Source organism: Caballeronia sp. SL1002 (genome assembly GCF_057814995.1).
The window spans coordinates 221,974-245,876 of record NZ_JBYMUW010000003.1 but is presented as its reverse complement, the minus strand read 5'-3'; the positions used below and the strand labels follow the sequence as shown (position 1 = coordinate 245,876).

General features: G+C 58.2%; 18 protein-coding genes and 1 pseudogene. 12 read left to right on the top strand and 7 right to left on the bottom strand.

Annotated features, from left to right (window positions below):
* Nucleotides 1-428 precede the first annotated feature (428 nt).
* From AC3D25_RS18550 to AC3D25_RS18540, 3 genes are all read right to left on the bottom strand, one after another.
* Entirely contained in the window at nucleotides 429-1,922 is a 1,494-nt protein-coding gene (locus tag AC3D25_RS18550) for an alpha/beta hydrolase (protein ID WP_488889926.1), read from the bottom strand.
* Nucleotides 1,923-2,009: 87 nt separating this feature from the next.
* Nucleotides 2,010-3,815: a clostripain-related cysteine peptidase gene (locus tag AC3D25_RS18545; RefSeq protein WP_488889925.1), complete on the bottom strand. Its 1,806-nt coding sequence runs from the start codon at nucleotides 3,813-3,815 to the stop codon at nucleotides 2,010-2,012.
* A 134-nt stretch (nucleotides 3,816-3,949) separates the two neighbouring features.
* Nucleotides 3,950-5,449 carry a hypothetical protein gene (locus tag AC3D25_RS18540; protein WP_488889924.1) on the bottom strand — a complete coding sequence of 500 codons (1,500 nt, stop codon included), beginning with the start codon at nucleotides 5,447-5,449 and terminating at the stop codon, nucleotides 3,950-3,952.
* A gap of 500 nt (nucleotides 5,450-5,949) precedes the next feature.
* On the opposite strand from AC3D25_RS18540, the gene AC3D25_RS18535 reads away from it, so the two are divergent.
* From AC3D25_RS18535 to AC3D25_RS18520, 4 genes are all read left to right on the top strand, one after another.
* The gene (locus AC3D25_RS18535; RefSeq protein ID WP_488889923.1) at nucleotides 5,950-6,312 is read left to right on the top strand and encodes a hypothetical protein; all 363 of its coding nucleotides are present in this window, start codon (nucleotides 5,950-5,952) and stop codon (nucleotides 6,310-6,312) included.
* Nucleotides 6,313-6,762: 450 nt separating this feature from the next.
* Complete coding sequence (locus AC3D25_RS18530) at nucleotides 6,763-7,068, top strand: LysR substrate-binding domain-containing protein (RefSeq protein WP_488889922.1); 306 nt, start codon at nucleotides 6,763-6,765, stop codon at nucleotides 7,066-7,068.
* Between the two features lie 335 nt (nucleotides 7,069-7,403).
* Nucleotides 7,404-7,748, top strand: coding sequence for a BON domain-containing protein (locus tag AC3D25_RS18525; RefSeq protein WP_488889921.1), 345 nt, complete (start codon nucleotides 7,404-7,406; stop codon nucleotides 7,746-7,748).
* A gap of 801 nt (nucleotides 7,749-8,549) precedes the next feature.
* Nucleotides 8,550-9,722 (top strand): ABC transporter substrate-binding protein, encoded by a 1,173-nt coding sequence (locus AC3D25_RS18520; RefSeq protein WP_488890460.1) that lies wholly within the window; start codon nucleotides 8,550-8,552, stop codon nucleotides 9,720-9,722.
* A gap of 86 nt (nucleotides 9,723-9,808) precedes the next feature.
* On the opposite strand, the gene AC3D25_RS18515 is transcribed toward AC3D25_RS18520, so the two are convergent.
* Nucleotides 9,809-10,798 (bottom strand): zinc-dependent alcohol dehydrogenase family protein, encoded by a 990-nt coding sequence (locus tag AC3D25_RS18515; RefSeq protein WP_488889920.1) that lies wholly within the window; start codon nucleotides 10,796-10,798, stop codon nucleotides 9,809-9,811.
* Nucleotides 10,799-11,330: 532 nt separating this feature from the next.
* On the opposite strand from AC3D25_RS18515, the gene AC3D25_RS18510 reads away from it, so the two are divergent.
* Entirely contained in the window at nucleotides 11,331-12,320 is a 990-nt protein-coding gene (locus AC3D25_RS18510) for a zinc-dependent alcohol dehydrogenase family protein (protein ID WP_488889919.1), read from the top strand.
* A 90-nt stretch (nucleotides 12,321-12,410) separates the two neighbouring features.
* Here AC3D25_RS18510 and AC3D25_RS18505 read toward each other — a convergent pair whose 3' ends face one another.
* Nucleotides 12,411-15,248, bottom strand: a complete 2,838-nt coding sequence (locus AC3D25_RS18505) for an ATP-binding protein (protein ID WP_488889918.1) — start codon at nucleotides 15,246-15,248, stop codon at nucleotides 12,411-12,413.
* Between the two features lie 470 nt (nucleotides 15,249-15,718).
* Here AC3D25_RS18505 and AC3D25_RS18500 point away from each other — a divergent pair, with 470 nt between their 5' ends.
* The 6 genes and pseudogenes from AC3D25_RS18500 (at nucleotide 15,719) to AC3D25_RS18475 (ending at nucleotide 21,067) form a co-directional block, all read left to right on the top strand.
* Complete coding sequence (locus AC3D25_RS18500; RefSeq protein ID WP_488889917.1) at nucleotides 15,719-16,822, top strand: alkene reductase; 1,104 nt, start codon at nucleotides 15,719-15,721, stop codon at nucleotides 16,820-16,822.
* A gap of 40 nt (nucleotides 16,823-16,862) precedes the next feature.
* Nucleotides 16,863-17,852, top strand: a complete 990-nt coding sequence (locus tag AC3D25_RS18495) for a zinc-dependent alcohol dehydrogenase family protein (protein ID WP_488889916.1) — start codon at nucleotides 16,863-16,865, stop codon at nucleotides 17,850-17,852.
* 175 nt (nucleotides 17,853-18,027) lie between these two features.
* Nucleotides 18,028-19,227: pseudogene (gene egtB, locus AC3D25_RS18490) on the top strand (ergothioneine biosynthesis protein EgtB); the annotation flags it as partial.
* A complete protein-coding gene (gene egtD, locus AC3D25_RS18485; protein ID WP_488890459.1) occupies nucleotides 19,216-20,196 on the top strand; it encodes an L-histidine N(alpha)-methyltransferase in 981 nt (326 codons plus the stop codon). The pseudogene egtB and the gene egtD, both read left to right, overlap by 12 nt.
* A 46-nt stretch (nucleotides 20,197-20,242) precedes the next feature.
* On the top strand, nucleotides 20,243-20,632 hold the full coding sequence (locus AC3D25_RS18480; protein WP_488889915.1) for a tautomerase family protein: 390 nt from the start codon (nucleotides 20,243-20,245) through the stop codon (nucleotides 20,630-20,632).
* 36 nt (nucleotides 20,633-20,668) lie between these two features.
* A complete protein-coding gene (locus AC3D25_RS18475; RefSeq protein ID WP_488889914.1) occupies nucleotides 20,669-21,067 on the top strand; it encodes a nuclear transport factor 2 family protein in 399 nt (132 codons plus the stop codon).
* Nucleotides 21,068-21,131: 64 nt separating this feature from the next.
* On the opposite strand, the gene AC3D25_RS18470 is transcribed toward AC3D25_RS18475, so the two are convergent.
* Nucleotides 21,132-21,530, bottom strand: coding sequence for a DUF427 domain-containing protein (locus AC3D25_RS18470; RefSeq protein WP_488889913.1), 399 nt, complete (start codon nucleotides 21,528-21,530; stop codon nucleotides 21,132-21,134).
* Nucleotides 21,531-21,618: 88 nt separating this feature from the next.
* Nucleotides 21,619-22,377 (bottom strand): SDR family NAD(P)-dependent oxidoreductase, encoded by a 759-nt coding sequence (locus AC3D25_RS18465; protein WP_488889912.1) that lies wholly within the window; start codon nucleotides 22,375-22,377, stop codon nucleotides 21,619-21,621.
* 300 nt (nucleotides 22,378-22,677) lie between these two features.
* Between AC3D25_RS18465 and AC3D25_RS18460 the strand changes: the two genes are divergently transcribed.
* The gene (locus AC3D25_RS18460; RefSeq protein WP_488889911.1) at nucleotides 22,678-23,895 is read left to right on the top strand and encodes an MFS transporter; all 1,218 of its coding nucleotides are present in this window, start codon (nucleotides 22,678-22,680) and stop codon (nucleotides 23,893-23,895) included.
* The last annotated feature ends 8 nt before the right edge of the window (nucleotides 23,896-23,903 follow it).

The following is a 23,903-nucleotide window of genomic DNA, read 5'->3' as shown; positions in this document are numbered from 1 at the left end:
TTTCGTTGTGGGGCGTTGGCCTGAGTTCGATATCAATGTCGACCGCGCGTGATCACGCCGTCTGCTGACACTCGGATGATTAACGACTAACGCGTGTTCGATTGACGTATAGACCTTCAAAGTGGACGTAACACTGGCGCCGGTGCCGATGGCCGCTCCGGATCGAAAGCGCTCCTTACCATCAGCAACCTGTCCAACCTTGAATAGACGTTCGAGCCTAGACCGTTTCCAGAGCAACAAGTAGGTGTTCGAGCTAGTGAAGATGGATCCACGGCATTTTCAAAGTCACGATCGATCCGACTTTGCTATAGACAACCGTGCAACAACTCGAGCCCATGACAAGCCAATCCTTCTGCAGTTCTCGCCAGCATGAACCTCTCTGGCCATAGAAAAGCGCCTCGCAAGCCGGCCGTGTGTCCTTTTCCTTCTCACGCAGCTTGTCGCGTATTGGATGCTGCTTCGACCTGGCGACGGTTCCACCGCGCCAAGGCCTTCGAAGCAACAGGGCGTTGCATACCACCGGTTGTGTGCGCGAACTCAGCGTCACGTAAAAAAAGCGCCGTCTCCTGCGCTACGATTTCGCGTTCGTTATCTGAGGTGACGATGTGATAAGAATCGTCGAGCCATACCGATCGCGTCGTCGTTGCGTTCACGTGATCAAGTACGAATCGAGCGTTACGAGGGCTCGAAGTTTCGTCATCGATCGCGTGAACCACGAGTGTGTCAGAACAGATCGATCCGATTCTCGCGCGTGCCGAAGACATCAGCCGGCAAGCTTCGTGAATCGCATTTACTGAAATCGACGGCGGTCCGATCTCGGTCAAAACACCGCGAGCTACAGCACGCGCTATTTTTGCGCGCAGCGCCTCGTTGCGAAGCCCAAATGGCTCGGATTCGCGATAGCGATAGCTGTTTCGAAACGGCGTGAAGTACATAAGTTTCACCCATTCGAGATACCATGGGATTGCCCAGCCATCGTAATCGAGGGAGACGGAAAGCAATGCCAGCGCGCGAGCGCTTGGACGATCTTGTGCAACCCGCAGCGCTAAGGTCGCACCCATCGAGAGCCCGCTGATGGACACATGCTCGTAGCGTTGCGCAAGCCTGTCAAATTCACGTGTTGCCGCTTCGACCCACGTTTCCATCGTTGCTTCGGGATGTCCATCGCTATAGCCCGGCAAAACTGGAACGTGAACCGTGAACCCCTTCGCGTTCAGAAAGCGGGCAAGGTGTCGCAATTCGAGCGGCGAACTTGCCAATCCATGCAACAGCAGAACCGCGTGCGTGTCGCCGTCAAGATGGATGGTGCGCTGGCGCCATTCCTCCAGGGCCGAACCCGGTGACGTGTCGCCAAAAGATCTCTCGAAGTTCAAACTGGAAGCGAAGCGATTCAGCTTATTATTCGGAGTCTCGGGATGCATGCTGAGCTCAAAACCAGATCGGACGGACGCGGATTGAACTGCAAGATCAGCTTCGTGCTTTTTGCGAAATGCCAGTAAGCGTGCGTTGTCATGGCGCAGCAGAATTTCATATCGGGATCGCGCCACCGATGCGACCAGTTTTACTCGATACCTTGCGCGCTGCAACTGCTCCATAAGCAAGATCACGAAAGAGCTGACGAGCACAGCGCCGACGATAAGAAAGCTTTCGGACGAACTACTTCCGTTGGTCGACACGACGCGAAGGATGCTAAAAGCCTCTGCGGTTGCCAGTGCACATGCCAGCAGGGCCGCCGCTGGCGCAAGCCCGAGAGAGAACTCGATAAAAATCGAAGCCGCCAAAAGCGGGCCGGCTGCAATGAACGAGGGCATGGCAGCATGCGCCAAAAGACTCAGGGTTCCGGCGAGTACCAAAACAATCAGCGTGAGCGCCCAACGCTGCTTGCCACGAACTGCCCAAAAGCGTGAATTTTCGATTTTCATCGTTCTTCTCAAATCAAAACATTAGTCGGATCAACACCCATCGAGGGTCGATGGTCTCAACACGTGCCGACCATCGTTGTATGCCTGTCAGGAGCGCGGAAACACAGCCGAGAGCTTATAGCTGCCGCGATAATCCGTAACGAACAAACCTTCGCGATAGCCCGATGGGAGCGCCGTCTGAGCCAGAACGAAACTTCCGCCTTGGAATGCCGTAGACGTAGGGATAAGCGTGCTGCTGAGGACGTTCGTCGCGGGATCGTAAGGAAAGCCTAGCGTGCGGATCAAGTGACTCGAGTCGGGGAGAGGCTCGAATCGATCGGTGTCGTCCGCGGCGTTTACCAGTCCGAGCGGCAGATAGTTGCCCTTGGCGTCGACCGACACACGCATCGCCACTGCCAGACCATCGACTTCAAGCGGCACGTCATAGAAATAGACCATCTCTGACGGATCGTCGGCACCATTGTTGCCACGGTCTGCGAAGACGACGGGATGGCCGTTCAGCGTGAGCCATGTTCCCGTCAGGGGTGTCGTGTAAGCGCCTGAAGTCAGCGAGGTGCTACTGAGCGGAACGGGCATGGTTCCGATCATCTGCAGCGTGCCGTCTGCCTGGGGTGCCGAAAGGAGCGAGCGATCCAGCGATCGTACCGCGAAGGTGCTCGTGATCTGCACCGTAAGTGTCGCGCTCGTCGTGCCTGTCGTGTCGATTGCCAGGATACCGGGAAACAAGGCCGCGTTTTGTGTGAATGCCGATACAAGCGAAATGTAGTCGGACGGGAAATCAATCTCCTTGTAACTGGCAAGTCGCGCGTTAGATAGCGCTGTACGCGGGAAGAAAACACTAAGGCCGCTCGCATCAGGATAAGCCGCGCCATTCTGTGCATAGACCACGGATTCCTGTACCGCTTTAGCGAGCGCGGTGGCGGCCGGTGTCGCAACGCCATTTTCGGCGAGGTTATTTGCGATGCTTTCGAGATCGACCTCATCGGCACCGCTGAACGACATGGAACTGTTGCGCGCCATCGCGACGGCTAGCCATCCTTCGGCGGTCGAAACGGCGTTCGACGTCGGCTTCACCAGGGCAGAAAGCGCAGTCTCGACGGACGCGATCTTCGCCAGGTTCACCAGAGAAAGCGTTGTCCGCTCGTCTTGCGCCGGATCGGATTGAGCCTGTTTCGCAAGGTATGAATCGATGACCACTCGCCCGAACATTTCCGGTGCGACGGTCGCGTTCTGAACGAGCGCTTGCCAGTTCCAGCCCGAGCCCGGCTCGGTTTCCTGCGAAGCCAGGAGATAGTCGGCGTAGGGCGACAGCGCGTCGGCGACTTCGACCGTCGCCATCAAGCACGCGTCGAAACCGATCACATCGAAGTGGATACCTGTGCGCGAAACGGCGCTTTGAATCGCTTGCTTGAGTGACGCGAGCGAAAAGATGGCGTGAGCGTTTTCGTCCAGACCGTACCCGGTCCAGCCGCCGCCGTGGTCCCATAGCATCAGACGATAATTGTGCGCCGGATAGGCGGTCTTCGCCCATGCGATGAAATTAGCGAGCGTCTCTGGTTGCGCCATGTTCACCGTACCGAGGTTGGCAATCTCCTTGAGCTTGCCGTTGCCCAGTTCGTAACGTCGAACGCTTTTCCAGTCCGGCACCGGACTCACACGATACGACTGGTTTGCGCCTCCGGTTTCGATTACGACATTGGCGTCAGCGGGAAGCTGCGCCTGAAGCATTTCGTTGAGGTTTAGCGTGGCCGCACCACCGGAGTTCTTGTGAAAGCCTTTACCTGATTCGAGATCGGACCCGACCATGTAGACGAGCACGGTGGTCTGACGCGTTTGCTCGGTATGGTCGTTGCCGCCGCAAGCGGAGAGCAATGCGATGGCGACCGCCATCATCGCGCAGACGACCCGCGAGAGAGTGAGTTGGATCATGATGTATGTCGAAGTGAAGCGTCGTTCTACGGGTTGGAGTGACGATCTCGTGAGCCCACCCGACAGGAGAGTGGGCAATTCACAGACGCCTCGATGCGTTACTGAACGATACTCACGGGAATTTCAAGCGGACCGCGACGCGTGGACGGCGCGGCCGCGGCGGGCATCGTGTTGAAACGGATGTAGTCCATCGAGCCAATCGCGGCATTTGGGTTGGCCGTGACCGTGATGGTCCGATTGCCTGTGTACCTGAGTCCCTTGCCCGCCGAGATCGTGAGCCATGACGGTGTCTCCGCTAACTGCCAGCCGAGCAGGGTGGGCGTCGTGGCGTCGCCCGCATGTACCTCGATGGTCGTCGACTGGCCCGGCTTGAGTTTGAGCGGCGCGGGGTCATCGGCCGTTACGGCTTTCAATTCGCCGCGTTCGTCGCGCACCTTGACCGTGAATACGGGCGGCGAAACGGTGATTGTGTAGGGCGTCTTGTTCTCATAGGGGAACAGCGCGGGCCCACCGACGTTGATCAGGCCCGGGTTGAAGTAACTGCCGAAATCGCCCGACAGGTCGTTGACGGTGACGCGAATGTCGTCGACCACTCCGCTGCCGTTGCTCGGTACACGAAACAGGCCCCAGGCCGTCATGCTGATGCCACCGACCGTGGTCGGATCTTCATCGAACAGATCGCCGCCGAACAAGACCCCGATAGACGTGGCGTGCGACAGGGTAAAGCGCAATATGCCGTCGGCCGAGCGATTGATGACATTCACCGCCGTGTACGAATAGCCCGCGGTTACATCGCTCGATACGCTCGCGCCGGGACCCTTGTCGCCGATCGACAAGCCGCCGCCGATCTTCTGCGAGATGCTCTTGTTTCGCACGACGGTCTGCGGCATCGAACCTTCGATCAGCCCGTCGACGTTCTTGCCGTCGCGAAGCGCCGAAAGACTGAACGCAAGGTTATGCTTGTTGTTGAAGTAGAAGCACAGTGTCTTGTCACAGGTGGCGAAACTGGGCGTGGCGCTCCACTCCGCGCGCACGAGGTAGTAATCATCAGTGGTCGCGGCGTTGAGACGATACACGTTCATATTGAGCGATACGTCTCCCGTGACCTCGTCGAAAAAGCGTGTGTTCTTGCGTCCACGCACACGAATGGCCGACTTGTTCGAGCCGATCAGGGTCCACGCGTTCGAATCCGGAAATGCGAAGCCAGGCACCTGCGCGTCTTTCGCCACTACGCGCGGATCGGTAAATTTCGCCGTGGCAGCAACGGCGTTGGCACCGCGCAAGGGCGCGAGGCACGCGTCGACCTGTGTTTCCAGATCTTCGGCATTTCCGGCAAGCGCACATTCGATGGGCGCGTTGCTGTCGTCCGAGGCTCGAGCCATGACGAAGCGCTGTGCTGCTAGTGGCGCGCCTGTCGATGACACAGCGGAAGCCGCGGGCTCAGCATTGATATAGAGGCTATCCGTCGCCGCATCGACGCCCTGCACGCTGTCGAGCGATTCAAACGTGGCCGGGGTGTCGGGCGGATTCCACGGATCGAGTTGCGTATCGGAGACGACAGCATAGCCGGCGTTGTAATGCGCGATGACAGCACACATGTCAACGCTTCGAGCGTCGATGGAATAAAGAGGGTAGTTGCTAACGCTGGCGACGCTAGGCGTTCCCTGGCAACTTGCGGGAGCATCAAACATGGCTTCGCTTGCTGCGACGGGCGAGCTGTCGCTGCCGCCACAACCCGCAAGCAGAGACGCGATCAACAATGCTGCAACTGACAGGCCGGACAGATAACGTTTGCGCTGATCTGCGAATGACTCTCTCATTTTCATTTCATCTTCCCTGCATAATCTGGATGCAACTCTAATTACGGCAACCGTTCAGAAAACTGTTGCGCCGTGGCGGGATTTCTTAGGCGAATGCAGAATTCAATGCCGCAATTTTTGCCGACACGGAGCGCGCTCCGTCTGAGCGAGAAGATGTCGATACCTTTGAAGGCTCTGATATAAATTGTTCAGGTGGCCGCCATATGGCGTGTGATATGCAAAGCGTTTAACAAGCGACCTGCGTCAGTTTTCCAGACCAACGGCCATGGAAATTTTTGATGAAACGAATCGTCGCTTTAATCCTCTGCTTCGGCGCGAGTGGCGCGTGGGCCGATGCGGCGTGTTTTCCTGTCGGCGCGACCTTGACCATTTATGGTGAGTCGGTGCGTGAAAACGTTTCGCTGAGCGATGGCACGCGGTCCAGTAGACCAGGCCTGTCGTTAAATCCGCCGCTGTGCGTGATCGACAAGCGGGCTTCTCACGACCCGCAGGGAAGAATCGGCGTGACGCGCTTGCAGCTTGTCGGGCCGCCTCCACCACCGGGCGTGCGCCTCGGGGTGACGGGCATGCTCAACAGCGCGAGCAAAGGAAGCTATTACGTAGCGCCGACGTCGATGTGGGTGGTGCCACCTGCGAGGTAGCCGAAGTTGTCGTCAGGATCACCACCGGGCGGCTCTGCGCCTTGGTCTTCGCCGAACCAACAGGCATCCTAACGTGCGTGGCCATTGGTTCGGCATGGGACGCGCCGCGAATCGATTCCTGCTCCGCTTCCTTCCTCTACATGTACACGGGGGACAACCGAACACGTGGTCGCGGCGAACACGACCCGCGAGGTTCCTGGAGTTCTACTCTGATAGTTAAGTCCACAACGGAGGCTTCGCGCCGTCGGTCGCCGCGATCTACGCATCAATGGTGGGGCAGGCATCGCCCTTGATGTCGAACGTCCGTTCAAGCACGATCCGCCTCACGCTGCCTGCCGGTGTCTCAGCCTATGCATCGATTGCCGGCGCCATAGCGACACTCGAACCAAACGCTGTCGCGGTCGGGCGGGATTATCGAGCAGTGTTGCGCTGACTGAAGCGGGCGCGCAATTGCGGGAAGTTATCCGGCCACTGTTGCAGGGTCTCGACCCGGCACTGGACACGGTGGCCGCGGTCCGCGGCGCACCCAAGGGGACTTTGCGCATCAACCTCAACAAAAGTGCCGCGCATACTCTTCTATGCGAGGTCGTTCCGCGGTTTCTCTCGAAACACCCGGCGGTCGAACTCGATCTCGTGTCCGACGGTCGGTTCGTCGACATCGTCGCGGCCGGCTTCGATGCGGGTTTGCATCTTAAGCGCGGGGCCGAGACAGCGAGCCGAACTGCAGTTTTATTCAGGTTTCATCAGCCTGCTTAAAGGATCTCCATCTCATGTCTCGTTAAAGTAAGAAACGCATTGCACGCTTCCGCATGTCCCCTTCGCCGGTAGTCCGTGGGTAGCTACCGACGCCAATACGTCGATCGCCAACGGTAGCCGGATCCAATGCGGGAAAGCACGGTTGGCGTGCCGGATTCATAGATTTGCGGTCGTGAATTCACGAAGCGTTGAGCTTCAAAAAGTAAGGCACCAATGACGGTTCGCCGCTGCCGGTTCATCCGCCTGGTCGCGAGCGGCGGAATCATATCGCCATCGCCGCCGAACAGGCGGTGGGCAATAGCTGTAAACACTCAACCTCGAATAATGGAGTAGATATGAGTTCCATGATTACTTCCGCTGCATTGTCGGTCGTTATGGCTTGTGCCGTATCGACGATCTCCTCGAGCGCCTGTGCACAAGAGACTACGGCGACGCCGACCGCCAGCAAAACAACCATTCGAAAAGCCAATTTAAAACTTGAGCACAATGTTAGAGGGGCTCTTTATAAAGGCAAAGTAGACGGTACAAATGTGCGAATCGTCGCTCGAGAAGGGAAAGTCAGCCTTGCCGGCACCGTCCCAGATGAAAGCCAGGTTGGGCTGGCCGGCACGATCGCAGCAAGCGTAGACGGAGTGTCGGGGGTCCACAACCTTTTGTCGGTCGGGGTGCCGGGGCACTAAACGATACTTGGCAGCCGAGCGCTTGAGGATAAAACGCTCCCACGTGTCCGCGCCATTCGACGGGAGCTGCGCATGATGCACTTCAAGGGAACGCGACAAGTCGATCTCACTGGTCCCGAAGTTTTCGCACGAAGGACTCGCACATGACCAGATCAGAACGCTAAACCAGTCAGGCGCGTGCATCTTCCCTTTGACGCGAAGCCACGAGGCTCCGGGGAAACCTCGGCAGGGCATTCTGCAACACTTGCAGAATCGACTCGTCCTGGAACGTGTTATGGGATATCGGTCAGTCTATGCTTTCACGAAACGCGACCGCGGTCGTGTTTCCTGTGTCAGAAATGAAGCACTCGGGGAGCGCACAAGATCAACAAAAAGCCGGAGCACCGATATGCGCCACGATGACGAGGTGCCAGTGCCCCGCTTGACCGACACCGGTAGACGCTCGCACGCCGGCGGCGCATTGACGGTCGCGTGCGTCGCTACAGCCAGACTCGGAAATTGAATGCCAAACCCACCACGCCGACTTCTGGCCGAGAGCAATGCGGGAGCATGACTAAAACCTCTAGGCGGCGAAACGTTGCCTCGCCCCTGGCGGTTCCAGGAGGTTATGATCACCCGTCCCCGTCGGCGGCGCATCAATGAACGCCGACGAGGACGATGTGCACTGGGCGGAGTGAAAATCGGTCGGTGTATCTTTCCGAAGGGATCGCAGTGTCGCGATGGTCGCACGGTTGTTGATCTTGTTACCTTGGGGGAGACATGAAGAAAGCAAGTCTCGTGTGCGCTTCTTTGATCTACTTGATGGCAGGCACTCGGGCCACCCCATCGATTGGTGCGACGCCAGCAGTTGACGACAAGATCACTATTGGTTTTGTTACCGACTTCTCTGGGCTTTACGCGAGCAACGACGGCCCGGGTGGTCTTGAGGCTATCCGGATGGCCATTTCGGACTTTGGTGGAGAAGTGAACGGAAGGCGGATCCAGTTGCTCTACGCCGATCACGAGAATGCGGCTGACATCGCGGCATCGCAAGCGCGTGAATGGGCCGATCGGAAGGACTTGAACATGTTGCTTGGGGGCACCAATTCTGCGACCGCTCTTTCGATGAACCGAGTTGCGGCCGAGAAGCACTTCGTGTACTTCAACGTCGGTTCGGGGGTCGATGCACTCACTAACGAGCAGTGCACGCCGTACACGGTGCACTACGCGTACGACACAACCGCGCTCGCAAATGGCACGGGAGCAGAAGTGACGAAGCGGGGCGGAAAGACCTGGTATTTTCTGACGGCAGACTACGCGTTTGGTAAGGGACTCGAAAAGAACACATCGGACGTGGTGAAGTCGAACGGTGGCCAGGTGCTGGGCTCAGTGCGTCACCCGCTTTCGGCCGCGGACTTCTCGTCGTTTCTGCTACAGGCGCAATCGTCGAAAGCGCAGGTTCTAGGCCTCGCGAACGCTGGCGGCGACACGGTAAACGCGATAAAAGCAGCGAACGCGTTTGGAATTACGAAAACAATGAAGCTTGCCGCCTTGCTGGTATTCATCGGCGACATTGACAGCCTCGGATTGCAAACTACCCAAGGCCTCGTGCTCACGGATAGCTGGTACTGGAACAAGGACCCGACGGCGCGCGCGTGGGCGGAACGCTACTACCGCAAGATGCATAAGATGCCGTCGAGCTTGCAGGCTGCCGACTACTCGGCTGTAACGACGTATCTGAACGCTGTAAAAGCGGCCGGCACGACCGACTCCAACAAGGTAATGGAGCAACTACACAACACCCGGATCGACGATTTTTACGCTAAGGGATACATTCGCGGTGACGGAAGCATGATCCACGACATGTATCTGATGCAGGTGAAAAAGCCGTCCGAATCGACGGAGCCATGGGACTACTACAAAATCATCGCGACAATACCGGGCGAGGCAGCGTTTGGTCGAAAATCAAACACGCGATGCGCGCTGTGGAAATAAGGCCGGCCGATGCGTCGTGTCTTCCAGCGTATCCAAGTTACCCGCTTTAACGAATCGCGAGCACCTAGTGATCCGCGCATCAGGAATTAAACGGAGACGACGATCTTCCCGAACTGATTGTTCGCTTCAAGGTAGCGGTGAGCATCGACTATTTCATCGAAAGGAAAGATCCGGTCTATCATCGGCTTAAGTAGACCCGCCGCTAATCCGGCGCTAATGTACTCGACTGCGGCCCTTTGGCGCGCCGGGTCACCGCTGGTGTTCCAGATCGTATAGCCGACAAGAGTTGGCAATTTGATCAGCATGTCGAGATAAGAGAACTGCGCAGGCTCTTCGCTTAGCGCACCATATGCGAGAAGTATTCCGCCTGTCTTCATCGCCTTCAGCAGTTTGGCAAGGCCGGGGCCACCGACTGGATCGAATACGACCCGGGCGCCGACACCATCGGTCAGTCGCATGACCTCGGCGACCAGATCCTGTTCGTCTGTCACGATCACGTGGGCCGCGCCCGCGTCAAGCAACTGTTGACACTTGGCCGTCGTGCGGGTCAGGGCGATCGGGATTGCTCCCACCATGTTGGCGAGCTGGATTGCTGCTAGCCCCACGCTGCTGGATGCCGCAGGAATCAACACTACGTCGTCTCGCTGTAACTTCGCTGCCTCGATGAAGGCACCATAGACGGTGATAAACATCATCCAGATCGATGCAGCTTCCTCAAACGACAGACCGGGCGGATGCGTCACCACCGCTGACACTGGCGCGAGAACGGATTCGCCGTACATGCCGTACTCGTTTTGAGAAAATGCCGGTACGGTATTGACTGCATCGCCGATAGCAAACGCCGTGACGTCGGGACCGATCGCTTCGACAATCCCGGCCGCTTCGTAGCCGAGCCTTGCGGGAAGCCTGACCTCTTCGATATATTCGCCGCTCCGCCACATCGATTCAGCGCGGTTTAATCCCAGGGCCCTGACGCGAATGCGTAGTTCGCCTGGACCGGGCTGCGGTACATCGACATCCTTGAACTCGAGTACTTCGGGACCACCGGTGGATGCAAATTCAATAACGCGCGTCATTTCAATCCTTCATAAATCGTTGGAGTCAGTTTGGTTGATCGACACAGTGATGGGTTGGTCGAGGTGTGAGGACTGGCCGATCAGACGAGCTTGGTCTCTGGCGTGGCACACAGGGCTGCTCGAATTAGATCCACTCAGGATTTCGATTCCCTGAACGACCGATGAGTCGGAATATAGGCCTTGTGGAGCGGTGGTGGAACGCTCTCGTTTGCATAGGCGTCATTCCATGTAGGGATAGTTGCGCGAGGCATCCGCTAAGTCGACGTGGCGTTGGACGACGCTTAAGCTATCTATAACCCGAGCTAGCTTGATTCGTTGCTAGTGGCGGCTTGTGTTGCGTTTTGCGCGGTCGTCGGACGTTACGCGTTACCGACAAGCAGAATTCGCGATTCGGGAGGGCTTTAACGAGCGCGTGCTCCTTCATTCATGCATTGCACACATAACAGATAACCAAATCTGACGTCTACCGGGCAAGCATTCCAGGCACTATCGTGTGTCTCATCGCGGAGATAATCAAAAAGCGGGAGAGACGATGAGCCGTTCCGTACGCATCCATGAGTTCGGTGGCCCAGAGGTGCTTCGTATTGAAGAGGTTCCCGATGTCGTTCCTGTTTCAGGCGAGGTTCGCCTGCGCATTCGTGCAATCGGGCTCAATCGAACCGAGCTAACGCTGCGATCCGGCCGCGCGCTTGCCAAGCCGATACTGCCTAGCAGCATTGGCTTTGAGGCTGCGGGGGTTATCGACGCGCTGGGGCCTGGCGTAACCGGCTTTGCTACAGGCGACAGAGTTGCGCTTGTGCCCGCTTATGATGCGGCTCAGTATCCGCTCTATGGCGAGATGTCCGTCGCACCGGCGCGTTCGCTCGTGAAAATCGCCGACAACCTCGATTTCGTGCAGGCGGCAGCAACCTGGTCCGCCTTTGGCACAGCGTGGTGCGGATTGATTTCGCTCGGGCAACTGCGGGAAGGACATGTCGTACTGATTTCAGCGGCGTCAAGCAGTGTTGGTCTGGCCGCAATTCGGATAGCCAATCGGGTCGGTGCACGACCGATCGCCGTCACGCGCGGCGTGAAAAAAGTGCAGCGTCTTAGCGAGCTTGGTGTTGGGTCGATCATAATTTCGGAGTCGCAGGATGTGGCGTCCGAGGTCGCGCGCCTCACGGATGGCCGTGGAGCCGAGCTTGTCTTTGATCCGGTGGGCGGGCCGGGATTTGCTCAGCTTGTCCGGGCAACTGCGAATGAAGGGATGCTTGTGCTTTACGGCGCTCTTGCACCCGACGCAACAGCTATTCCTCCGTTTGACCTGATCAGCCGCGATGTCGCTGTGCGTGGTCTCGCGCTGACCGCCCGAATGCGCGACGACCGGGAACTCGCCGAGATGAAAGCCTTTGTTGGCGCAGGAATCGCTGACGGTACGTTGCGCCCGGTGATTGCCCGGACATTCGCGTTCGAGGATATCTCTGAAGCGCACCGTTACATCGAAGCCGGTGAACACGTCGGCAAGGTTGTAGTTACTCTCTAATGCGCCGGAGGAGCGCTTGGCACGCGGAAACGTTTCGATCATAGCTGTCTTAGGTCGTATCCGATTTGTTTGAACGAATCCTTTAGTGACTCATTTGCGGAGCAGAGCGTTCGCCGCTCTTAGATCTTTGCTTCCCGAGCCTTCGTTGAATCGCTTATACAAGGGCGCAACAAGATCGTCGGCACAATAAGTCTGGTTTCGCGCTTTATAAAAAGATGCGAGGCCGGTCGCGCACCGAAGCTGCCACGAAAGAAATCCTAGCCTCGCGGCATTGGCCAGCGCCTGTTTGAGCAGCGATTCGACTACAGGGCTATCGACAAACCCTTCTCTCGCCCACAACAGTTCTGCTTCCGAACGCATCAGTTCGGGAAGGGCGCATTCGTCTTTGGTGACCATGGCGCGTTCCACCGAAGGCCTGATCAACTCCAGTGCTTGGGCGTGCTTTCCGTGACCGGCGAGCGCCTCGGCAGTAGCGGTGACGAACGGCGTTAAGGACAGGTAAAAGCGCTTCGAGCCGATTCGCGACATAGCGGGATAAATTATCTGGCTATATGCAGACGAGTTGCCCGATCTCAGTTCGATCAGCCCTTGCCACATCTCGGCGCGCGCGCGCCATGTTGCAATGCTGTGTCGTCGTGTCTGCATTGCGAGTTCGTCAGTTGCTTGGGCAAGCATCGAATCATCGCCAATAAGGATGGCGAGCGTGCAGATTGCCTCGCTAAGCGCATAACAAATCGAGACGGGATGATCGAATTCGCGCGCGTCATCGAGCGCTTGCAAGGCGGCCGTTCTCGCCTGATCGACGTGACCCTTGAACCAGAGCGCATGCGAAAGTGAAGTATGCGAGAGCATTCTTTCGTCGTAAAGGAACCGCATGCGTTGCGCGCGCGGAAGCTGTACAACTGAGTTAGCGGCTTGATCGAGCTTTTTTAGCGCAACATTGAGCTCGCCCACGAACAGTTTCGACATTCCGCTAAGCCGGTCTGCGGCTAGCTTGTCGCAGGCCCATTGTGAGCGCGAAGCTACACGCTCGAACGTCTGCGCCAAGGGAGGCATTTCCGCGTATTGTCCGTTCAGGTAAAAGCACATCCAGCGACCCCAAATGCCGAGTAGCTGATAGGCAACGTTTTCTATATCTCCCGCGATGCCGATTACCTTTTCGAAAGCCTCGCTTGTTCGGGAGCCCACCTCATAGCATAAGAGGCACACACCGCGCGCGGCAAACAGTTTCATCTCGCGCTCGCCGGCAACGTCCGAGGCGTTGGACAGCCATAAGAGCGCCCGGTCCACGCGCGCCAGGCATTCATCCAGCAGGGCGAGCTGCATCGAAAGAGGAATTCCCGCGATCGTGAGGTCGACCGCCATGTTCGGATCGCCTTCAGCGGAAAACTCCCACTCCACTGCAGCACGGAGATCTTCCAGATGCGGTACATAGCGGGTGTCCCAGTCAATATCCACCTTCGCCGCTGCCTGCCTTTCCGACTCCTGAAATATTCCAAGCACATAGGCCGCGTGACGGCCTCGCCAGTCAGACCATGAGCCTTCCGCGTGAAGCTTCTCTCGCGCATACGCGCGTGTTGTTTCCAAGAGCCTGAAACGGGCCTTGCCGCGCGCCGGCACAACGGAGATCAGAGATTTGTCGACCAGTTCGAGTACAGCGCTGAATACGGCGTCCGGAGAAATGTCCTGGGTAGATGCAAGCGCTTGCGCAGACTCGATTGAAAATGCGCCGGAGAACAGGCTAACTCGGTTAAGGATCGCTCGCTGGGTCGCGGACAACAGAGCGTAACTCCAGTCAAGCGTTGCACGTAAGGTCTGCTGTCGCGGCAGCGCGGTTCGTGAACCCCGTGTGAGCAGATGGAATCGGTCGCTAAGACGATCAGCTATGTCCTCGAGCGGCATCGACGTGGCGCACGCCGCAGCGAGTTCGATGGCGAGCGGGATACCGTCGAGTTGCCTGCAGATGCGGATTGTTGCGGCCAACGCCGAGCTAGCGCTTTCGTGAGATGCCGCTCTCTGGTCGCCGGCTCGTTCTTCGAATAACTGGATCGCGCCGAATTGACGCGCATTCGGGACATTCTCGTCTGGCGGAACGCTAAGGGAAGGGACGCGATAGATATATTCCCCGCAAATGCGAAGCGGCTCGCGGCTCGTTGCCAGCACCGTTGCACCTGGCGCTATACAGAGCAGCCGTTCGCAGATTCGCGCCGCATCGACGATGAGATGTTCGCAGTTGTCCAGGATGAGCAACAGACGCTTGGTCGAGAGAGCGAGCGCCATCCGGTCGAGAGAAGGGGTGCCGTCGCCCGGAGGAAAACCCAATGCCACCGCGATGGTGCCCGGCAAGAAGTCGGCTGCGGTAGTGGCAGCTAGCTCTGCCACATACACGCCATCCGGAAAATTCGGCGCGAGTTGCCTTGAGGCTTCCAATGCAAGTCGGGTCTTTCCAATGCCTCCAGCGCCCGCCAAGGTCACTAATCGGCGATTCAGCGCTGCATGACAGATGTCCTCAAGCGCGTCCGAACGTCCGAGGATGGGTGTGATATCTGCGGGAACGGAAGCACCAATCCTCTCGACGTATTCCGAGGGCGCGCCGGCTGCTGCGCATACGGCAAGCTCGCCCGTAAATTGATAGCCTCGGCCGGAGATGGTACGGATCGCTGTTCGGTCGCAGCCTAGCGCGCGTCGCAAAACCGATATCTGACCTTCGACCGTGTTTTCCTCCACGATTCGCCGCGGCCATACGTGCGCGATGATTGCATCTTTGCTGGCAATATCTCCACGCGACCTGACGAGAAAAAGAAGGAGGTCGAAGGCGCGATCGCCGACCTCTACTTTCTCTCCTTTGTGCGAAAGCTCTCTTCGCGCAGGGGCAACCTTGGTCGCTCCAAATGAGAAGTCGCCTAGCGGCGCAGTTTGCATATCCATGTCGATTTGTCGGAAAGATGAGCTATACAAACGCACTCCAGGCGGGGTCGCCATTTATTCCGAGTATGGCATAGATAGTTTTTGAAAGCGAAGGCTTCAACCCGACAAACTTCGGCCGGATTGACACTTTGTTTTTATTAAAACGAACAGAGGGTAGCCGCTTGTTGGTGATATGAAAGTATTGTTCAAATTATAAGACTTCACGCCTTCCGTCCGCGCTGCGCCGCCCCGTCGGGGCTTCAGAACTTCTCAGTTCATATCAGGCGAAATCAAGGATTGCTCGATCCTCAAGCGTTAGATTGCGAAACAGCACGTGGCTTTATTTCAACCGCTCCCCGGGTCTTGACTTATTCAATTATGGAATAAGCCTCATTCAATCGCTCGTACTTTTCCCGGCTCAAGGGAATGGATAGAGTGCGATCGGAATGGCTGGATAGCGACGTCATGTCCACAGACAATCGGAAACCATCATGGATAAACTGTTTTCACCCGTTACGGTTGGGCCATACACGCTTGCTCATCGAGTGGTCCTGGCGCCGATGACGCGCCTGCGCACGATCCAGCCCTGCGATATTCCGAGTCCGATGATGGCGGACTTCTACGGGCAACGGGCTTCGAGTGGCGGTCTGGTGATCGTTGAAGGTGTGAGCATTTCGATTACCGCGAGGTCATACCTCGGTGCCGCCAGCTTCTTCCACGACGGGCAGAACGAAGGCTGGAAGGCCATTGCGGACGCGGTCCACGCGAAGGGCGGCCGAGTGTTCATGCAGTTGATTCATGGCGGGCGTCAGAGTCACATCGAGATGACCGGCGGTGTTGACCCGGTCGCGCCATCGGTCGTGCCATTTGACGGCGTTGCCCTGACGAAGGACGGCTTCGTGCCGGCGTCGCCTCATCGAGCCCTCGACCTCGCGGAGATACCCGGGATTGTCGAGGACTTCCGGATTGCGGCCCAGCGTGCAATGGATACCGGCTTCGACGGTGTCGAGTTGCATGGCGCCAATGGATACCTGGTCGATCAATTCATTCAGGACGGGACAAACAAGCGTACCGACGCCTATGGCGGGTCGCTTGAAGGGCGAATGAGGTTCCTGAAGGAGTCCGTTGAGGCGTTGATCTCGGTTTGGGGAAGCGATCGTGTGGGCGTGAGGATTTCGCCGTCGGGCGAGTGGGGCGGCATATCGGACAGCAACCCGGAGGCTACGTTCGGTCGCGTGGCGCGTGTGCTGGACGAATACGGCATCGCATATCTGCACGTGATCGAACCTCGCGTTAAGGGGGACGACACGCTTCACGACGGGCATCCGCCGGTGGCGACTCGCTACCTGCGCCCACACTTCCGTGGTCCGATCATCGCGGCAGGCGGGTTTAACGGCGATAGCGCGCACGCAATCGTCGAATCGGGCGACGCCGATCTCGTGGCCTTTGGTCGTCACTTTACGTCGAATCCGGACCTGCCATACCGGCTTCAGAACAGCCTGCCGCTCACTCCCTACGTACGTGCAGGCTTCTGGGGCGGCAACGAGAAGCTCTACACGGATTTCCCCCACTACGACGGAACACTGAGAACGTGAACTGCACGTACCTTTTGCTGGTTAATTTTCGGAGAATCAGATGACGCGCAATATCCAGTTTGCCAAGGCGGGCGGCCCCGAGGTCCTCGAATTCGTCGAGGCGGCAGAAAGCCAGCCCGGCCCCAACGAAGTCCGGATCAAAGTGAAGGCGATCGGAATCAACCGCGCGGAGTCCATGTGGCGAACCGACATCTACATCGAGCCGGTGAAGTTCCCGGCCGGACTTGGCTATGAAGCAGCCGGTGTGGTCGATGCGGTTGGTGCCGACGTGAAGGGTATTTCCGCAGGCGACGACGTGAGCGTGATTCCGTCGTTTTCAATGAACCAGTATTTCACCTACGGCGAAGTCGTCAACCTTCCGGATTTCGCGGTGGTAAAGCACCCGAAGACACTCTCGTATGAAGAGGCCGCTTCCGTCTGGATGATGTTTATCACGGCCTACGGCGCGTTGATCGAAGACGCCAAAGTCAGCAAAGGCGACTTTGTTCTCATCCCGGCTGCGTCGAGCAGCGTGGGGTTGGCTGCAATCCAGATTGCACGATATGCGGGCGCCACGCCGATTGCACTGACCCGTACGTCCGCGAAGAAGGAACAACTGCTTGCCGCGGGCGCAGTCCATGTCATCGCGACGAATGAACAGGACATGGTCGCCGAGGTCATGCGAATTACCGAAGGAAACGGCGCGCGAGTCGCTTTCGACCCGATAGGCGGCCCGGGCTTCCCCAAGCTGATCGACGCGCTGGCTTTTCAGGGCACCGTGTACATATACGGTGCGTTAGCAGAAGGCGAAACACCCATGCCGGTGCTCGCGATGATCGCGAAGATGCCGACGATCAAAGGCCACAACATCTGGCTGACCAGCGGCGACGCTACGCGTCGCAAGGCGGCTGTCGAATATGTCACCGCGGGTCTGGCGAGCGGCGCGTTGAAGCCCGTGATCGATCGTACGTTCGCGTTCGACGACATGGTCGACGTACACCGCTATCTGGAAAACAACGGGCAGTTCGGCAAGGTGGTCGTGACGGTTTGAAGCGCGCTCAAGCCACGACGGTACGGGACGGGACGGGGCATGCCGGCCCCGCCCCGTGCACGAGTGCGATTCGCCGCGGCCCTGATTTTCGCTAGAGAACAAGAACAAACACAGCATCCGGAATCTGCTCATGAGCTACCAAAGCATTGCAAAGGACGAACCCGTTCTTGAATGGCTGACGCACCCGCCAGCATTCGGGGAACAGGCAAGCGAAACGCTTGCTGCAGCTTATTCGCGCGTTCGGGCTCATACCGACGCGCTGGTTCGAACTCTTGAGCCGGAGGACCGGGTCGTGCAGTCGATGCCCGACGCGAGTCCGGTAAACTGGCATCTCGCGCACACGAGCTGGTTCTTCGAGACGTTTGTGCTGGTGCCGCACGCGAAGAACTATCGCGTGTACGACGAGCAGTTCGCCTATCTTTTCAACTCCTACTACGAAGCGGTCGGCCCTCGCCAGCCGCGGTCCCGGCGTGGTCTTTTGACAAGGCCGACGAGCCGGGAAATCGATGCTTACCGCAAGAGCATCGATCTCCAGATGGAAAAGCTGTTCGCCACGGACGCAATCGATGCTATCGCGCCAATCGTACTGCTGGGTATCGCGCACGAGCAGCAGCACCAGGAGCTATTGCTAACTGACGTTTTGCATCTGTTCGCACAATCGCCGTTGAAGCCGGCGTTTCGTTCCGATTGGCGCCGGCTCAAGCACAGTCGGGACGTCCGGTTCGTCCACCATCCCGGCGGGTTACGAGAAGTCGGCGTGACCGGGCCTCATTTCTCATTCGATAACGAAGGGCCTCGACATAAGGTGTGGCTGGAACCCTTCGAGATCAGCGACCAACTCGTGACCAATGGCGAGTGGATCGAATTCATGCAGGACGGCGGTTATTCTCGCCCGAATCTCTGGTTCTCAGAGGGGTGGGCACTTGCGCAGCAGCAGCAGTGGCAAGCCCCGATGTACTGGCAACGATCCGCCGACGACAACGCGTGGTTTTCGATGACGCTAGCCGGATTACGAACGATCGATCCGGACGAGCCGGTCGCGCACATCAGCTATTACGAAGCAGCAGCGTTTGCTAACTGGGCGGGAGCGCGCCTGCCTACCGAGCACGAGTGGGAAATCGCCGCAAGCGCGGGGCTCCTCTCTCAAGTAGACACAGAAGTCTGGCAGTGGACCAAGACCGCTTACGCGGCCTACCCAGGATTCCACGCCAGTGACGATGCGGTTGGCGAATACAACGGTAAGTTCATGGTCGGTCAAATGGTGTTGAGAGGCGGAGCGCAGGTCACAGCGGCTCATCACACCCGGTTGTCGTATCGAAACTTTTTCTATCCGTCGCAGCGCTGGATTTTCTCAGGCCTCAGACTGGCTCGCGACACACAATCGCTTCACAAAACCGGCCAGCAAAGCGAAGCGTTTCGCAAATCTGTAATCGATGGGCTGTCGAACAGCCGCAAGAACACATCGCCAAAATACTTCTACGACGAGCGCGGCTCGCAACTCTTCGAGGCAATCTGTCGCGTTCCAGAGTACTACGTGACCCGTGTCGAGAATGAGTTGCTTCGTCGTATCGCAACCGCGATCGCCGACACCATCCACGATAGCCGCGTGCTGGTCGAGTTTGGCAGCGGCGCAAGCGATAAAACCAGATACCTGCTGGACGCGGCAGAGCAGATCGACACCTACGTCCCGGTGGACATCAGTCGCTCCGCGCTCGACGAGGCCGTTGCGAAGTTATCGACGGCCTATCCACGCTTGCGCGTGGAGCCCGTGGTCGCCGACTTTACCGCGAGGTTCAAACTGCCGGTCGCCCAGGCCCAAGGGACGCGCGTGGGATTTTTCCCCGGGTCCACCATCGGCAACTTCTCACGCGCGGAGGCGATTCAATTTCTCAACACCGCGAGGGAGTTGTTGGGCGCGGCTTCGCGCTTCATCATCGGCGTCGATCTGATCAAGAGCCGGGATGCGTTGATCGCCGCGTACGATGATGCGCAGGGCGTGACCGCAGCCTTCAACAAAAATCTTCTGGTACGGATCAACCGCGAGTTGCGAGGCGACTTCGTGGTCGAGGAATTTGACCACGCGGCGGTATGGAACGAGGCGCTAAGCCGTATCGAAATGCATCTTGTCAGTCACCGCGACCAGATTGTGACGGTAGCCGGCCGCGCGTTCGCATTCAAATGCGGAGAAAGCATCCATACGGAAAGCTCGCACAAATTCACCCCGCATTCCTTCGCGGAACTTGCGCGGTCGTCGGGATGGGCAGTGGAACAACATTGGCTAAGTACCGGCGGAGAGTTCGCGATATTCAGCCTCCTGGCAGATTCACGGACCGGCGAACGATGAAGGATAAACCTGCCTTCGTCGGTGCTGGCATTCTAAGGAGTTTCCTGTGCCGTTAGTGCATGTTTATATGGTCAAAGGCCGAGAGGGCGACGAGATCCGCCAGACGCTCGACGCGATTCATCGCGTCGTGGTGTCGACGTTCAAAGTGCCGGTGCGTGACAGGTATCAGATCGTCCATGAGCGTGATCCGTCGCACTTTGTTGTCGAAGATACGGGGCTGGGGATAAGTCGATCTGAAAAGGTCCTGCTCATTCACGTTATCACGCGACCGCGCACGCAGCAGGCGAAGGTCGAGTTCTATCGGGACGTCTGCGAGGCGCTACAGGAGACATGTGGCGTAAGCTCCGATGACGTCGTCGTGACATTCACAACGAACGACGACGAAGACTGGAGTTTCGGCCGTGGACGTGCGCAGTTCCTGACAGGCGATCTTTAAACGTCCAGTTCTGATGAAAGCCACAGGAGACGAATCGTGAAGACAACCCCTGAGCAAAACAAGGCGCTTCTACTCGAAGCATTCGACACACTGTTCAATCGCCGCGACTATGCCGCGGCCGAGACGTTCTGGTCTGAAGACTACATTCAGCACAGTGCTCATATTGCGCCGGGACGCGACGGACTCTTCGACCTCATCCGGACCTTGCCTGAAACGTTGCGATACGAAAATCAACTGATCGTAGCCGAGGGCGAGTACGTGATAGCCCACGGGCGGTTTTCTGGGAGCGGGCGTCCGGCGGCCTGGATTGCTGCGGACATCGTGCGTTTTGCCGATGGGAAACTCGCCGAGCACTGGGATGTCTTGCAGGACGAGGTAACACAGGCTCAATCCATAAGTGGGTTGCCGATGTTTGGAGACAGCTTCCCGCTGTGATGACGTCCTACGCGTCAAGCGAGCGAAGGTTTATTGCCGCACGGCAGGTGCCGTGCGGCGAACATCAGGAACGTTCTTCGATCGAATCGACGCGGTCGGTATAAAACGCCACATGGTCCTTGATTTGAGCGACCGCTGAATAGGGCGACTCGTAAGTCCACACTGCATTGACCGCGCGTTCTCCGCCCACGGAAACGGAGAAGTACGCGGCGTCGCCCTTGTAAGGGCAGTAGCTGGCGTGCGTGGTTCGCTCGAGCTTCGCCATGTCGACGTCTTTTCTCGGAACGTAAGACACCGGCGGATAATTGGCTTCCCGAAGGGTCAACGCGTCAGTGGAATCGGCGATGATTTCGCCGGCCACCGTCACAACGACACGTTTGGCATTTCGCTCGATTGAAATCGGATGGTCAGGGCCGGGGATCTTCACAGTTTTGCCCGCGCCGGATGCTGTGGTTGTCGACATAGTGCTCTCCTTGAATGATCGGAATTGGCTGCTGGACGCTAGTCCGGCAGATGGAACGGGGCAAGGCCTGATCAGGGGACTTCTCCCTTCACGCTGTCATGCCGCCATCAACGCTGATGTTCTGTCCGTGGATGAAGCGACCTGCCGACGACGCCAGCAGGAGCGCAAGTCCCGCGACATCTCCGGGTTCGGCCATCCGTTGCATTGGCGTAGCCGCTGCAATTCGAGCCTCGCGGGCGGGGTCTTCCCACAATACGCGTGAAAATTCAGTTCTCACAGGCCCCGGGCAAATCGAGTTCACGTTCACATTGAACGGCCCGAGCTCGATTGCCAGGTTCCGCACATATTGGTCAGTCGCGGCCTTCGCGACGGCGTAAAGCCCGAGTTGCGCGGTTCCGCGTTTGGCGACCCGACTCGACATGAAGATAATCGATCCGTCCCGCCGGTCGATCATGTCCTGAGTCAAGGCGTTGATCAACGTGAGGTTGCGCTTCACATTGGTTGCCATGACGTCGTCGAACTCTTTTTCGGTACGTCCGATCATCGGGCCATTCGGTGTGTTTGCCGCGGCGTTCAGGACCAGAATATCGATACCGCCAAATGCGTCTTTCGCTGCGCGCGCAAACGTCTCGACGCTTTCGTGACGATTCAGATCCATCAACAGGCCACGGGTTCGGAAACCCAGACCTGAGAGGCGAGCCTCGGCCTCTGCGACCTTCTGTTCGGACCTCCCTGATATCACCAGCGTCGCTCCCGCGTGACCGAGCGCTTCGGCGATCGCCAGTCCCATGCCTTTGGTGGCGCCGCTTACCAGCGCCACCTTGCCCGACAGATTGAACATGTCCATTTGATGATCCTCTGGCCGTGGTTGGCGCTCTGCTTCGTGCGAGCGGGCCTGACAACCAAGGTTATGGTTTGCGCGACCAGAAGTAAATGCCGAAGACGGGATAGGGTTTATTCCGAACCGGGATGACTGAGCGATACATCGATGCACGAATATTCATCTGCTTCTCAACTTCTTGCCACTGCTCTGGAATGAAGCCTATCCAGTTTCGCCTCTATTTCGACGAGAGGTCGGCGCATAGAGTTCACCTCGACGCGGCGCGCTGCATACCGCAACGCGCTTTAGCGCTTCGAGGAGTCGAACATGTCGACACAGTTGTCTTCCGTTCCAGTGTCTCGCGGACAGTCCGCGCAAGCGGCGACATTGCCCATAGCCGGCTTGCTTGCGTTAGCCATGACGGGCTTCGTAGCCATCGTAACCGAGACCTTGCCCGCGGGCTTGTTGCCGCAAATCAGCCATAGTCTCTCGGTGCCTGAATCCTGGGCGGGGCAACTCGTCACGCTCTATGCGCTCGGCTCCGTTGCAGCGGCCATTCCGGTCACCGCAGCGACGCGAAGCTGGCCACGCCGCTCGGTATTGCTCATCGCGATTGTCGGCTTTCTCGCGTTCAACACCATCACTGCGTTCTCTCCGTGGTTCTGGCTGACACTGATCGCGCGCTTCATGGCGGGTGTGGCAGCCGGAATCACGTGGGGGCTCGTACCCGGATACGCACGGCGCATGGCGCCCGCGCATCTGCAAGGCCGGGCGATGGCGATCGCACTCGTCGGCACGCCTGTCGCGCTTGCGCTCGGCGTGCCTGCGGGGACGTGGCTCGGTGACCTCCTGAACTGGCGCGCGGCTTTTATCGTGATGTCGGTGCTGACGGTCGTTCTCATGGTGTGGGTCGTCTGGAAGGCGCCCCGGCTGTCGGGTCAGCCGGCAGGCGAAGGTCCGGGCATCGGTAAGGTTTTTGCAACGCCCGGCGTGCGCCCGGTGCTCTTTGTGATCCTTGCCTGGATGCTGGCGCACAACATCCTTTACACCTATATCGCACCGTTTCTCGCGCTGGCCCATCTGACCCAGCACGTCGATCTCGTCCTGCTCGTGTTCGGACTGACCGCGATTGCGGGGATCTGGATCACCGGCGTTCTGGTCGACCGGTGGTTGAGGGCACTGGTTCTTGCCAGCCTTGGAGCGTTTGCGGCGGCGGCCGCTGCGCTGGGTATCGACGGCACTTTGCCCGTGGTCGTGTATCTCGCCGTGGCGATCTGGGGACTCACGTTCGGCGGTGCCGCGACGTTGTTGCAAACCGCTTCCGCAGATTCTGCCGGCGACGGCGCCGACACCGCGCAGTCGATGATCGTCACCGTGTGGAACGCGGCCATCGCCGGTGGTGGCCTTCTGGGCGGCATTCTGCTCGACACGACCGGTGTCGGCCCGATGGCCTGGGTTCTTCTCGCCTTGCTGCTCACAGCGCTCTTTGCTGCGTGGTACGCACGCGCACACGCATTCAAGCCAGGCCGCCGGGTCGCCGTCTGAGCATCGAG

What these genes read in the sequence shown, in the direction of transcription:
- AC3D25_RS18550 (WP_488889926.1), bottom strand. Translation starts at nt 1,922, where the DNA reads ATGAAAATCGAAAATTCACGCTTTTGGGCAGTTCGTGGCAAGCAGCGT.
- AC3D25_RS18545 (WP_488889925.1), bottom strand. Translation starts at nt 3,815, where the DNA reads ATGATGGCGGTCGCCATCGCATTGCTCTCCGCTTGCGGCGGCAACGAC.
- AC3D25_RS18540 (WP_488889924.1), bottom strand. Translation starts at nt 5,449, where the DNA reads ATGTGTGCTGTCATCGCGCATTACAACGCCGGCTATGCTGTCGTCTCC.
- AC3D25_RS18535 (WP_488889923.1), top strand. Translation starts at nt 5,950, where the DNA reads ATGAAACGAATCGTCGCTTTAATCCTCTGCTTCGGCGCGAGTGGCGCG.
- AC3D25_RS18525 (WP_488889921.1), top strand. Translation starts at nt 7,404, where the DNA reads ATGAGTTCCATGATTACTTCCGCTGCATTGTCGGTCGTTATGGCTTGT.
- AC3D25_RS18520 (WP_488890460.1), top strand. Translation starts at nt 8,550, where the DNA reads ATGGCAGGCACTCGGGCCACCCCATCGATTGGTGCGACGCCAGCAGTT.
- AC3D25_RS18515 (WP_488889920.1), bottom strand. Translation starts at nt 10,798, where the DNA reads ATGACGCGCGTTATTGAATTTGCATCCACCGGTGGTCCCGAAGTACTC.
- AC3D25_RS18510 (WP_488889919.1), top strand. Translation starts at nt 11,331, where the DNA reads ATGAGCCGTTCCGTACGCATCCATGAGTTCGGTGGCCCAGAGGTGCTT.
- AC3D25_RS18505 (WP_488889918.1), bottom strand. Translation starts at nt 15,248, where the DNA reads ATGGATATGCAAACTGCGCCGCTAGGCGACTTCTCATTTGGAGCGACC.
- AC3D25_RS18500 (WP_488889917.1), top strand. Translation starts at nt 15,719, where the DNA reads ATGGATAAACTGTTTTCACCCGTTACGGTTGGGCCATACACGCTTGCT.
- AC3D25_RS18495 (WP_488889916.1), top strand. Translation starts at nt 16,863, where the DNA reads ATGACGCGCAATATCCAGTTTGCCAAGGCGGGCGGCCCCGAGGTCCTC.
- AC3D25_RS18470 (WP_488889913.1), bottom strand. Translation starts at nt 21,530, where the DNA reads ATGTCGACAACCACAGCATCCGGCGCGGGCAAAACTGTGAAGATCCCC.
- AC3D25_RS18465 (WP_488889912.1), bottom strand. Translation starts at nt 22,377, where the DNA reads ATGGACATGTTCAATCTGTCGGGCAAGGTGGCGCTGGTAAGCGGCGCC.
- AC3D25_RS18460 (WP_488889911.1), top strand. Translation starts at nt 22,678, where the DNA reads ATGTCGACACAGTTGTCTTCCGTTCCAGTGTCTCGCGGACAGTCCGCG.